The following is a 12,591-nucleotide window of genomic DNA, read 5'->3' as shown; positions in this document are numbered from 1 at the left end:
GGGGAGAAGAACAGGGCCGGGCGGACTCCTCCGAGGAGGATTCCGCCCGGCCCCGCCCGTCCTCCGGCTCAGCCCGCCCGGACCGGCTCGGCCTCCTGCGCGCGCCGCGGCTCGGGGGCCTCCTCGCTCTCGCTGATGCCGATGCGGTCGTGCAGCCAGCGCAGCGGGCGCGGCAGCCACCAGTTGAGGCCGCCGAGCAGGCGCATCGTGGCGGGGACCAGCAGGGCGCGCACCAGGGTGGCGTCCACGACGACCGCCAGCGCCAGGCCGATGCCCATGATCTTGAGGAACAGCAGGTCGGAGGAGCCCATCGCGGCCAGCACCACGACCAGCAGCAGCGCGGCGCTGGTGATGATCTGGCCGGTGCGCTGCAGGCCCACGGCCACGGAGTGGGTGTTGTCGCCGGTGATCAGGTACTCCTCGCGCACCCGGCTGAGCAGGAACAGCTCGTAGTCCATGGCGAGGCCGAAGGCGACGATGATGATCAGCACCAGGTAGGTGGGGTCCATGGTGCCGACCACGTCGAAGCCCAGCACGCCGGCCAGGTGGCCCTCCTGGAAGCCCCAGACGACCACGCCCAGCGACGCGCCCAGGGACAGGAAGCCCATCACGATCGCCTTGACCGGCAGCACGACCGAGCCGAACGCCAGGAACAGCAGGACCAGGGTGCTCAGCGCGACGAACAGCAGCGTCCAGGGCATGGCGGCCAGGATCGCCTCGACGCTGTCGAGCTGCTGCGCGGCCGCGCCGCCGACCAGCACCTCGTCGGCGTCGGGCGGCGTGTCGGCGGCGCGCACCTCGCGGACCAGGTCCGTGGTCGACTCGTCGTCGATCTCGCCCTCGTAGGCGACGGTCAGGTGCGCGGTCTCGCCTTCGGCGCGCACGACCTGACCGCCTTCCGCGCCCTCCAGGGCGCCGAGGTCGTCGGCGAACCCGGCGAGGTCCTCCTCCGCGACCGGTCCGGTGACCACGACGTCGATCTGGCCGACGCCGCCGGCGGGGAAGTCCTCCCTCAGCATCTCGGTGGCGATCCGGCTGTCCGAGGAGTCGGGCAGGTAGCGCTGGTCGGTCGAGCCGACCTGGTACGAGCCGAGCGCCGACGCGAACGCGACGAGCACCGCGCCGACCGCGACCAGGTACAGCACGGGGCGGCGCATGACGCTGTGCGCCAGGCGGGACCACCGGCCGGTGCGCGCGGCGACGCCCCGCTCGGCGGTGACCACCGAGTCCCCGGGGCGGAGCCGGCGCCGGACGCGGCCCACGAGGTAGCCCAGCAGCCAGCCCTCGTCGCCGAGGGAGGGCAGGCGCAGCGCGTCCACCCGGCGGCCGATGACGGCGAGCAGGGCGGGCAGCACGACGAGGGCGGCGATCAGGTCGAACAGCACGACCGCGATGCCGCCCAGGCCGATCGAGCGCAGGATCGGCTGCGGGAAGAACAGCAGCCCGGCGAAGGCGATCATGACGGTGACGCCGGAGAAGGCGACGGTGCGTCCCGCGGTGGCCAGGGTGGCGGGGACCGCGGCGGCGGCGTCCCCGGTGCGGTGCGTCTCCTCGCGGAAGCGGCTGACCATGAACAGGCCGTAGTCGATGGCCAGGCCCAGACCCAGGATGGTGGCGATGTTGACGGCGAACACCGAGACGTCCGTGACGTAGGTGAGCCCGCGCAGCAGGGTCAGCGACCCCATGATCGCCAGTCCGCCGACGGCCAGCGGCATCAGGGCGGCGACCACGCCGCCGAAGATGACGACGAGCAGCAGGAGCAGCAGCGGCAGCGAGATCAGCTCGGCGCGCACGACGTCCGCCTCGGCCTGCTCGGACAGCTCGCTCTCGATCGGGACCGGGCCGCCCAGGTGGGTGTCCAGCGGCCCCGCGTCGAGGTCGTCGGCGATGGCGTGGAAGGAGTCCATCCGCTCCGCCTTGTCCTCGCCCTCCAGGGTGATGGGCACGTACACGGCGTGCCGGTCCTCGGAGATCAGGACGCCGCGCTCGATGTCACCGAGCCCCTCGTCCAGGTAGCTGGTGGCCGACGCGACGTACTCGTCGGGCAGGTCGTCGACGACCCGCTGGACCTCGCGCGCGAACGTGGGATTATCGACCTGGATCTCGTCGCTGCGGTAGACGGCGACGACGTCCACACCGTCGTGTCCCAGGTTCTCCTGGATCGCCTCCGCGGCCCTCGTCGACTCTGCGGCGGGGTCCTCGAACCCCCCGTCGATGACCGCGCCGAACAGACCGGTGCCCCACACGGCGGCGAACACGACGAACGCTCCCGTGGCCAGGAGCACCCAGACCCGGCCGCGGTACGCGAACCTTCCGAGCGCAGAGAACATGGACGCGCCCTTCTCTCTAGTGCCAGTCGGATGAATTATAAGTAAATGGCGTTAATATCAGTAAACGACGTTTACTGAAGCGTACAGTGCTCACAAGTGTCAAGGACGACCGAGACGGCCTCGACCACCCGGTAAGGAACATCAGTGTCGAAAGAGGCGACATCAGCACAGCTCAACGAGGCACGCCCGGAGGCCGCGCCGCTGTCCCGGCGCGAGCGTGTGCGCGAGGCCACACTCGCCGAGATCAAGGCGGCCGCGCGCCGCCGCCTCGTCGCCCAGGGCTCCGGCGGGGTCTCACTGCGCGCGATCGCGCGGGAGATGGGCATGACCGCCCCCGGCCTCTACCGCTACTTCGCGAGCCTCGACGACCTTCTGCTGTCGCTTGAGGCGGACCTCTTCGCCGAGCTGGGCGCGTACGTCACCGCCGCGAACGAGGGGGTGCCCGAGGACGACGTGGACGGCCGGGTCCTGGTGTCGCTGCGCGCCTTCCGGTTCTGGGCGCTGGCCAACCGCGCCGAGTTCACCCTGATGTTCGGTCCGGCCGACCCCCGCCACCCCGGATCCCCGCACGAGGACGCGGCGATGGAGGCGGGCAGGCGCTTCGCCGCGACGTTCTTCGCCCTGTTCGACCGGCTGCTCGGGGAGGGGCGCTTCCCGCTGCCCGACGCGGACGGCATCCCCCGCGCGCTGAGCTGCCAGCTCCGGGCGTTCGCCGAGGCCACCGGGTACACCTCCGAGAACGCCGCCGACGGCGCGCTGCGCGTGCTCACCGCCTGCTGGGTCCGGCTGTACGGACTCGTCTGCATGGAGGTCTTCCAGCACATGGCGTTCGCCATGGACGACATGGAGCCCCTCTTCGAGGCGGAACTGCGGGACGTGCTGGAATCGGTCGGCGTCCGCTACCGGCCACCCGCGGAGGGGAACCGGACATAGCCGGCGAGACGTCTCATCCACAGTCGGACCGGTGCGATCCACACCCCGCGCAGGCGGCATGTCCGAATAGAGTTGATCACCCCCGATGACGTCTTCACAGAGCGAAGGACCCCGTTTTGGACATGCCCCGCGGTGGTGAAAGGGACCCCGCTCAGGAACCGGTCCCCCCCGCCCCGACCACACCTCGCGAGAGCACCCACGGGACCCCGTCCGCGCCTGCTCCCGACCGGCGACCGGCCGCGCCGCCCGAACCCCCCGCCCAGGCCGGACCGGCGCCCGCCGCCCCTCCTGCCGCACCGGTCACCGGTCCCGTGACGACCGCGTTCCCGACCGGACCGGCTCCGATCGCGCGAACGGGCGGTCCCGGGCCGCGGCCCGCCCACCCTCGGAGCGCTCCCCACGGGGCGGGCGCGCACGGACCGAACCCGCCCCTCCTCCCCCCGGGCCCGCCCCACAGACAGCAGCCCTACTACGGCACGCACCCCGCCACCACGCAGACCTGGGCGTGGGGACCCCCCCAGCCCCCGCCCGCGCGGCCGTCCAGACGCGCGACCGCGGCGGGCGTCTGGCTCACCGCGGGCAGTTCGGCGTTCGTCGCGATGGTCGCGCTGGGGCTGTGCGTGGCGCTGGTGGCCCTCAACCTGCAGGGCGGCGGCCCCGCGTCGGGCAAGCCGGACCGGGACGTCCTGTACGACGACAGCTGGTTCCAGGCCGCCGAGGGCATCGAGGTCGGGGCCGACACCCACCCGATGTACGACCTGGCCGCGCCCGCACAGATCCCCTGCGACATCCCCGCCTTCGACGCCTCCTCGGCGTCCGAGTGGGAGACCTTCACCGACGCGGTGGGCCCCTGCCTGAACGACATGTGGCTGCCCCGGCTCCGGGAGATGGGGCTGCGGCCGGAGGAGCCGCACTACGTGGTCAAGGACGAGCTTCCGCGCGACCTGCGCGGCGAGTCCGCGGAGGAGGGGGTCACGCTCGCCTACTACATGGAGCACGACCTGAGCATCACCGTCCTCGTGCCGAGCGTGAAGCAGCTGCTGCCGTACCCGAACATGGAGGACGAGCGGATCTGGTTCGCCCTGCTCGCCCACGAGTACGGGCACCACGTCCAGGGCGAGGCGGGCCTCCTCGACGCGGCCTACTCCCTGGAGGCCGACGCGGACACCGAGAGCGAGGAGCTGGCGGTGGGCCGGCAGATCGAGCTCCAGGCCGAGTGCTTCGCCGGGGTCGGCATCGCCGGGGTCGAGGGCCATGGCGCGGGCGACGTGACGTTCGTCAACCAGAACTTCAACGGCGACAGCGGTGACAGCGACTCGCACGGCAGCACCGACAACCGGGTGCACTGGTTCTACGAGGGCGCGCGCGGCGACACCCTCCAGGGCTGCAACACCTTCGGCGCCGACAGCAGCCTGACACGCTAGTGCCCCGCGTCCGGGGCCCTCGGTGGTCTCCCCGCCGGTCCTGACCTCTCCGGGGGCCTCGGCCGCCTCCGAGGCCCCGGAAGGGTCGGGACCAGCGAGAAGAACGGACACCGGGGACACCGGAAAACCGATGGCCGCACGGCTCGCGCCGGGGCATCGTCACCCCCATGAGCGAACGAGAGCTGGTACGCCGGTCCAGGTTCCTGGCCCGCGTGCTGCGACACGAGCCGGAGCGGGCCGGTACGGTCCTGGACCCGGAGGGCTGGGCCGAGGTCGACGCGCTCCTGTCGGGGTGCCGGGCCGCCGGACGGCGCATCACCCGGGCCCAACTGGAGGAGGTCGTGCGTCGCGACGACGAGAAGCGGTTCGCCTTCAGCCCCGATGGCCGCCGGATCCGGGCCCAGCAGGGCCACACGGTCGAGGTGGACCTGGCGCCGCCCCCGAGCGTGCCCCCGGACGTGCTCCACCACGGCACGGTCGGGCGCTTCCTTCCCGCCATCGACGCGCGGGGCCTGCGGCCGATGTCCCGGCACCACGTGCGCCTGTCCCCCGACGCGGTGACGGCCCGCCGGGTGGGGGCCAGGCGCGGCGCCCCGGTCGTGCTCACCGTCGCCGCCGGGCCCATGCACGCCAACGGGTACGTCTTCCGGCTGTCGGGCAACGGCGTGTGGCTGGTCGCCGGGGTGCCCGCGCGGTACCTGGGGTACTTCCCGGACCGCGCGGGCTGACCGGGTCAGGCCGCCAGCCGGCGGCGCTTGTCCTCGGCCTGGACGAGACGCTCCTCGATGGCCTTCAGGCCCTGCTCCAGGTAGTCGATGCGCGCCTTCCGCCTGCGCGGGTTCGCCCAAAGGCGCAGGGGTTGGAAGCCCCCGAGGACCAGCAGCCCCGCGAATAAGGTGAGGACGAACCAGCCGAGGACGGCCTCGTCCAGCTCGAAGAAGGCCGAGACCGTGGAGACGGTGAGGACCAGGACGAGGGAGCCCCCGAGCATCCAGTAGAAGCCGAAGCTCCCCAGGAACAGGGCGCGGACCCGCCGCGACCGGTCGATCGCGCGGGCGTAGTCGCCCCTCTCCGCGCGGCAGGCGTCCTCCATCTGCGCCAGCCTCCGGGCGGGCTCGACGCAGTTCTCCAGCAGCACCGCGGAACCCGCGGCCGCGGCCCCCTGAACCGGACCGGCCGCGGCACGGAAGGCCGCCATCCAGCGCGCGGCGGTGGTCCCGGGTCGCGACGGCGGCGCGGGAAGGGCGCCGGGGTCTTCCGCGAACAGCCGGGCCAGGACGCGAACCGACAGGTCGGACTGGTTCATGGGGACGAGGACGGCCGAGCCCCATCCCTGCCCGAGGACCTCGTTGATCCGCCTCCCGGCGGCCGCCAGGACCCTCGTCGCGGTCGTGAAGTCGGCGAGGAGCGCCTCGTACTCGGCGCTGGGCGCCCCCCGGAGCGGTGCGCCGTCGGCTCCGGTCCCCTCGTGGACGGCCATGACGCGCAGTACCGCCTCGACGTGCCCGAAGGGCGAGGCGTACGCGCGGTTCCCGAAGAGGAGCCCGAGCACGGTTCCCACCCCTTCCGGGACGACCGTTCCGTACGGGGCCAGGACGCCGCGGAGCCCTGCCGGGCTCATGTCGAGGCCCCGGTAGACGGGCGGAAGATCCGGGCGCAGTTCCGCGACGAACCGGGCCAGTGTCAGATCGGGGTCCTCGGGCTCCTTGCGCAGCAGCGCCCGGTTCACGGTCGTGTCGCCGACGTCGTCGATCATCCAGGCGCGCAGCTCCCCGCGCTCCACCGTGGAGCGGAACACCCCGGCGCCCGCCGCCCAGTCGTCCCGCATCGCCGCCGCGAGGTCGCCGGGGGTGAAGAAGCGGCGCCCGGCGAACTCGAACGGCGGGACCGCTCCGCTGCGGCGGGTCCGCTCCACCGCGCCGTACGGGGAGGCCCCGACGGGTTCGCCGCCGGAGGACAGGCCCACGACCATGGTGCTGCCCCGGTCGAGCGCGGAGTCGGTGTCGAGTCCGTGCTCCTCGACGCCCAGCAGCGTGTTGAGGAGCTCGTGGGCGCTGTAGCGTTCCTGCCGGTCCTTGGCCAGGCAGCGCCGCACGACCGGCAGCAGCGGGCCGGTGAGGCCTTCGAGGTCCGGTTCGTCCATGATGATCCGCTTGATGACGGCGGAGACGTTCGGGCCGTCGAAGGCGTTCCTCCCGGTCGCGGCGTAGGCCATGACCGCGCCCCAGGCGAAGACGTCCACCTTCGCGGTCAGCGCGGCGCCGTCGATCTGCTCGGGAGCCATGTAGGCGGGGGTCCCGACCACGGCGCTGGCCATGACCTGGGAGTGCTCCGCGGCCTTGGCGATACCGAAGTCGATCACCCTGGGACCGTCGGGGGCCAGGATGATGTTGTCGGGTTTGAAGTCCCGGTGCAGGATCCCGGCCCGGTGGATGGCGGTCAGGGCGGTCGCCGTGGAAACGGCCAGGCGGTCCAGCGCGGCCCCGGTGAGCGGCCCCCCGTCTCGGACGCGTCTGGCGAGGGTGGGGCCTTCGAGGTACTCGGTGGCGATCCACGGCTGGGGCGCGTACAGGTCCGCGTCGAGCACCTGGGCGATGCAGAACGGGCTCACCTTGCGGGCGGCCTCGACCTCGCGGGCCAGACCGGCCCGCACGTCGTCCGACGCGTGGCCCGGGCGCAGGAGCTTCACCGCGGCCAGACGCCCCTTGGCGTCCTTTCCGAGGTAGACCACGCCGAATCCGCCTTCACCCAGGAGCGTGGTCAGTTCGTATCCGCCGACCTCGGTTTCCCGTCCGTGCGTCACCGGCGCCCCCTCCGCCTTCCGCCCGCTGTGTCGACCCGGCTCTTTTGTCAGGATCGGCAGGAATCCCTGATCCGAAACCCGCGGGACGGGCGCTGTCGCGGCGGGACGCTCGGGAGCCGCTGTCCGGAAACCCGACCGGATCAGGCCCCCTTCCCGATGGCGCGGCGCAGTTCGGGCCAGCCGCACAGCTTGACGCGCTCGCCCCGGGACAGCTGCGAGGCGAGGCCGGCCTCCGCCGCGTCGATGGCCAGCCAGTCGGCGTACCCGGAGGGGGCCACTCCCCGGTCCGCCAGGAGCCGGTCGGGGGTCGTCTCGGGCGCGCGGGACCCGCGCAGCGCGGGGGCGTCGTCCAGCAGCGCCCGGACGGTGGCGGCCGCGTCGGACTTGTTCGTCCCGATCACCCCCGTCGCGCCCCGCTTGAGCCAGCCCGCCACGTAGTCGCCCCGGACGGCGCGGCCCTCCCCGTCGAGGACCCGGCCGCCCTCGTGCGGGACGGTGCGCGTGACCTCGTCGAAGGGCAGGTCCGGCAGCGGAAGGCTCGCGTAGCCCACCGAGCGCACCACCATGCCCACCGGCAGCGCCTCGCGCTCCCCCGTGCCCGTGAGCCGTCCGCCGTCCAGCCGGGTGCGCTCGACCTCCAGGCACTCCACGCGCCCGTCGCCCAGGACCGCGGCGGGGCGCAGCCAGAAGCGCAGCTCCACCCGGCGCGCGCCGTCACTCAAGGGGCGCCGGGCCCATTCGGAGAGGGTGCGCAGGTTGGTGCGCGCGGCCCGGGCCGCGCTCAGCATGGCCTCGCTGTTGGGGTCGATGTCGATGTCGGCGGGGCGCACCACCGCGTCCACGTTCTCCAGGCGGCCCAGCTCGCGCAGCTCGTTGGCGGAGAACCTGGCCTGGGCGGGGCCGCGCCGGGCGATCAGGTGCACGCGGCGCACCCGGCTGGCCGCCAGCACCTCCAGCATGGGGGCGGGGATGTCGGTGCGGCGCAGCTCGTCGGCGCCGCGGACCAGGATCCGGGCCACGTCCAGGGCGACGTTGCCCGCGCCGATGACGGCGACCTCCTCGGCGTCCAGGACGAAGCGCGCCACGTCCAGGTCGGGATGCCCGCTGTACCAGTTGACGAAGTCGGTGGCCGCGACGCTGCCGGGCAGGTCCTCGCCGGGGACGCCCAGCCTGCGGTCGACGCTCGCGCCGGTCGCGTAGACGACCGCGTGGTAGGCGCGCGCCAGGTCCGCGCGGGTGACGTCGGCGCCGTACTCGACCCCGCCGAGGAACCGGACGTCGGGGTGCTCCAGGACCCGCGCCAGGGCGCGCGCCACGCTCTTGATGCTGGTGTGGTCGGGCGCCACACCGTAGCGGACCAGGCCGTACGGGGTGGGCAGGCGGTCCAGCACGTCCACGGCGACCGGCTCCCGGGCCTGCCGGATCAGCGCCTCGGCGGTGTAGATCCCGGCGGGCCCGGAGCCGATGACTGCCACGCGCAGCGGGTCGGGAGCGTCCATGCCCCCATTGTGACGCACCCGGCCGCGGTTCCCCTGCTGATCCTGGCCTTTCCCGGGTCCCAACCGCTTCCGGGACCCCGGAGAGGCCAGGATCAGCGAGAAGAACGGACAGCGCGGGACGCTAGGCCGGTTCGTCCTCCAGGGTCTTCTCGGTGTACCTGGAGACCGTCTCGGTGAGGCTGCGGGCCAGACCCTGGGCGTTCAGGCCCATCTCCTCCAGGATCCTGTCGCGCTTGGCGTGGTCGAGGAAGCGCTGCTCGACCCCGAAGGTGCGCACCGGGATGTCCAGGCCGGCGTCGCGCAGCGCGCGGGCGACGGCGTCGCCCACCGCCCCGACGCGGCCGTTGTCCTCGACGACGGCGACCACCCTGTGCCGGGCCGCCTCGTCGACGAGGGCCGCGTCGAGCGGCTTGACCCAGCGCGGGTCCACGACGGTGACGCCGATGCCCTGGTCGGCCATGCGGTCGGCGACCTCGCAGCAGGTCGGGGCCATGGCGCCCACGGCGACCAGCAGCAGGTCCGGGGGCGTTTCGTCGCCGTCGGGGCGGCGCAGCACGTCCATGCCGCCGACCTTTCCGACGGCGGGGATGTCGGGGGCCACCTCGCCCTTGGGATAGCGCACCACCGTGGGCCCGTCGTCCACCGCGACCGCCTCGCGCAGCAGTTCGCGCAGCCGGGTGGCGTCGCGCGGCACCGCAAGGCCCAGGTTGGGGACGACCTGCAGGATGGACAGGTCCCACATGCCGTTGTGGCTGGCGCCGTCGTCACCGGTGACGCCCGCGCGGTCCAGCGCGAAGGTGACGCCCTGGCGGTGCAGCGCCACGTCCATCAGGACCTGGTCGAAGCAGCGGTTGAGGAAGGTCGCGTACACGGCGAAGACCGGGTGCAGCCCGCCCATGGCCAGGCCCGCCGCGGAGGTGGCGGCGTGCTGCTCGGCGATGCCCACGTCGAAGACGCGCCCCGGGTAGGCCTCGGCGAAGGGCGCCAGCCCGGTGGGGTGCAGCATGGCCGCGGTGATGGCGACGACGTCCTCGCGCTCGGCGCCGATCCGGACCATCTCCTCGCCGAACACCGAGGTCCACTTCACCCCGGGCTTGGCCTGCTGCTCACCGGTCGCCACGTCGAACGCGCCGGGAGCGTGGAACTGGTCCTCCTCGTGGTTCTCGGCGGGCGCGTAGCCCTTTCCCTTCTGGGTGAGGACGTGCACGATGACCGGTCCGCCGAAGTCGCGGGCGCGGCGCAGCGCCCGCTCCATCGCGGCGGTGTCGTGGCCGTCGATGGGACCGAGGTACTTCAGCCCCAGGTCCTCGAACATGATCTGCGGCTGGATGGCGTCCTTGAGGCCCTTCTTGAGCCCGTGCAGGGCCTCGTACAGCGGCGGGCCGACGACGGGGGCGCGGTTGATCGCGCTCTTGGCCATGTCGAGCATCTGCTCGTAGCCCTGGGTCATGCGCAGGGTGGCGAAGTGGTCGGCCAGACCGCCGATGGTCGGCGAGTAGGAGCGGCCGTTGTCGTTGACGACGATGACCACGCGCCGGTTCTTGCCCTCGGCGATGTTGTTGAGCGCCTCCCAGGCCATCCCGCCGGTGAGGGCGCCGTCGCCGATGAGGGCCACCACGGTGCGGTCGTCCTGCCCGCGCACCTCGTTGGCCTTGGCCAGGCCGTCGGCGTAGGACAGCGCGGTGGAGGCGTGCGAGTTCTCGATGAAGTCGTGCTCGGACTCCGCGCGCGAGGGGTACCCCGAGAGGCCGCCCTCCCGGCGCAGCTTGGAGAAGTCCCGGCGGCCGGTCAGCATCTTGTGCACGTAGGCCTGGTGCCCGGTGTCGAACAGGATGGGGTCGCGCGGGGAGTCGAACACCCGGTGCAGCGCGACGGTGAGCTCGACGACGCCCAGGTTGGGGCCCAGGTGCCCGCCGGTGCGGGCCACCTCCGAGACCAGGAAGTCGCGGATCTCGGCGGCCAACCCCGGAAGCTGCTCCGCTGAGAGCTTCTTCAGGTCATCCGGACTGTGCACCGACTCGAGCAGCGTCACTCTCGCCATTCCCCTCATCTGCGGACTACGCGTGCGGTGTCCGCGCCGTGGGCGCGCTGGACCGGCACACTTCGTTCGAGTCTACGAGCAAGGCACAGGGCTTTGTCCCGCAACCTACCGACCGGTTCCACTTCTTCCCCGCACGCACCCGGCACGCATACGGCGCAGTTCGGCGGCGATGGCCTCGGCGCTCCAGTGGGCGTTGAGCCCGCTGGGGTTCGGCAGCACCCACACCGGGACCTCCTCGACGGCGGCGTCGCCCCCCTGCGGTCCGATCCGGGCACCGGGACGGGCGAACGCCTGGCGGTAGGCGGTGACCCCGAGCACCGCGAGCACGCGCGGCCGGTACTCGCGCAGCCGCGCGGCCAGGTCCCGGCCGCCCTCTCGCAGCTCGTCCCGGGTCAGCTCGTCGGCCCGCGCGGTCGCCCGGGACACGAGGTTGGTGATGCCCAGCCCCATGGCGGGCAGCAGGTCCTGCTCGTCGGGGCGCAGCCGCCGGGGGGTGAACCCCGCGGCGTGCAGCGCGGGCCAGAACCGGTTCCCCGGCCGGGCGAAGTGGTGGCCGCTCCAGCCGGAGTACAGCCCCGGGTTGATCCCGCAGAACAGCACGTCCAGGTCGGGACCGAGCACGTCGGCGATGGCGGTCCCGTGCGCGGCCGCCAGGTCGGCCTTCGTCGGTCTCCGGACCGGTCCGGTCATCGGCCCCGCCGCCCCTCTCTCCTCGGCGCTCCCGGTCACAGCAGGGAGCGCGCGATCAGCACCACGCCCGAGACCGAGACCAGGACCAGCAGCGCCGCGCGCAGCCGGTCCCCGTCAAGGTACCGCCGCAGCGGGCGGGACAACAGGAAGCCCGCCGCCATGAACGGGATCAGCGCGCCCCCCACCACGACCTCGCGGGCGTGCAACTGGCCGCCCAGGGCCAGCGCGGTCAACGAGAGCAGTACGCCCACGAAGAAGAACCCGGCCAGCGTGGCGCGCACCCGGGGCCCCTTCTCGTGCTGGTAGACCAGCGCGATGGGCGGGCCCCCGATCGCGGTGGCCGTTCCGAAGACGCCCGAGACCGTGCCCGCCACGACCAGGGTCACCGGGGTGGGGCTCAGACGCACCGCCGAGACGGTGGCGGCCACCGCCAGGAGCACCATCACTCCCACGATCAGGCCGAGCGCGCGGGGCGCCAGCAGCGCCACCACGCCCACTCCCGCCGCTGTCCCCACCAGCCGTCCGACCAGCGCCCAGGAGATGCCGCGCACGTCCGCGTGCCGCCATTCGGCGCCGATGTTCAACAGCGGCAGCACCGCGGTGAGCACGAGCAGCGAACCCGGCATCAGCGTCGGGTCCAGCAGCGAGACGACGGGGGCCGCGACCAGGGCCAGCCCCGTTCCGACGCTGCTCTGCACGAGCGCGCCGAGCAGCACCGCCGCCCCCGCCACCGAGAAGAACACCAGATCAGACACGAAAGGCGAGACTATCCCCCATCGGACATCGGACGGCACGGCACCCCTGGAGGGGAGGAGTCTCCAGGGGTGCCGCCCGGACCGGTCCGCGTCCGCCGGGAGGAGTGGTGGAGGGC

9 protein-coding genes are annotated in these 12,591 nt (G+C 73.1%); 3 read left to right on the top strand and 6 right to left on the bottom strand.

From position 1 onward, the window contains the following. Positions 1-68 precede the first annotated feature (68 nt). Complete coding sequence (locus EV190_RS16400; RefSeq protein WP_133742451.1) at positions 69-2,330, bottom strand: MMPL family transporter; 2,262 nt, start codon at positions 2,328-2,330, stop codon at positions 69-71. Positions 2,331-2,474: 144 nt separating this feature from the next. On the opposite strand from EV190_RS16400, the gene EV190_RS16395 reads away from it, so the two are divergent. The 3 genes from EV190_RS16395 to EV190_RS16385 all read left to right on the top strand — a co-directional run bounded on the left by EV190_RS16395 (position 2,475) and on the right by EV190_RS16385 (position 5,415). Continuing rightward, a complete protein-coding gene (locus EV190_RS16395; RefSeq protein WP_243742613.1) occupies positions 2,475-3,263 on the top strand; it encodes a TetR/AcrR family transcriptional regulator in 789 nt (262 codons plus the stop codon). 599 nt (positions 3,264-3,862) lie between these two features. Continuing rightward, positions 3,863-4,687 (top strand): neutral zinc metallopeptidase, encoded by an 825-nt coding sequence (locus tag EV190_RS16390; RefSeq protein WP_133742450.1) that lies wholly within the window; start codon positions 3,863-3,865, stop codon positions 4,685-4,687. Between the two features lie 167 nt (positions 4,688-4,854). Then, positions 4,855-5,415, top strand: a complete 561-nt coding sequence (locus tag EV190_RS16385) for an RNA 2'-phosphotransferase (protein WP_133742449.1) — start codon at positions 4,855-4,857, stop codon at positions 5,413-5,415. Positions 5,416-5,420: 5 nt separating this feature from the next. Here EV190_RS16385 and EV190_RS16380 read toward each other — a convergent pair whose 3' ends face one another. From EV190_RS16380 to EV190_RS16360, 5 genes are all read right to left on the bottom strand, one after another. Next, complete coding sequence (locus EV190_RS16380; RefSeq protein ID WP_166655481.1) at positions 5,421-7,490, bottom strand: serine/threonine-protein kinase; 2,070 nt, start codon at positions 7,488-7,490, stop codon at positions 5,421-5,423. A gap of 140 nt (positions 7,491-7,630) precedes the next feature. Beyond that, positions 7,631-8,989 carry an FAD-dependent oxidoreductase gene (locus EV190_RS16375; RefSeq protein WP_133742447.1) on the bottom strand — a complete coding sequence of 453 codons (1,359 nt, stop codon included), beginning with the start codon at positions 8,987-8,989 and terminating at the stop codon, positions 7,631-7,633. A 121-nt stretch (positions 8,990-9,110) separates the two neighbouring features. Continuing rightward, on the bottom strand, positions 9,111-11,021 hold the full coding sequence (gene dxs / locus EV190_RS16370; RefSeq protein ID WP_133742446.1) for a 1-deoxy-D-xylulose-5-phosphate synthase: 1,911 nt from the start codon (positions 11,019-11,021) through the stop codon (positions 9,111-9,113). A 114-nt stretch (positions 11,022-11,135) separates the two neighbouring features. Next, entirely contained in the window at positions 11,136-11,720 is a 585-nt protein-coding gene (mug, locus tag EV190_RS16365) for a G/U mismatch-specific DNA glycosylase (RefSeq protein WP_133742445.1), read from the bottom strand. A gap of 35 nt (positions 11,721-11,755) precedes the next feature. After that, positions 11,756-12,475, bottom strand: coding sequence for a sulfite exporter TauE/SafE family protein (locus EV190_RS16360; RefSeq protein ID WP_133742444.1), 720 nt, complete (start codon positions 12,473-12,475; stop codon positions 11,756-11,758). Between the last annotated feature and the right edge of the window lie 116 nt (positions 12,476-12,591).

It is taken from the genome of Actinorugispora endophytica (assembly GCF_004363075.1).
GTDB lineage: Bacteria > Actinomycetota > Actinomycetes > Streptosporangiales > Streptosporangiaceae > Actinorugispora > Actinorugispora endophytica.
This window is presented reverse-complemented; position numbering and strand designations above follow the sequence as displayed.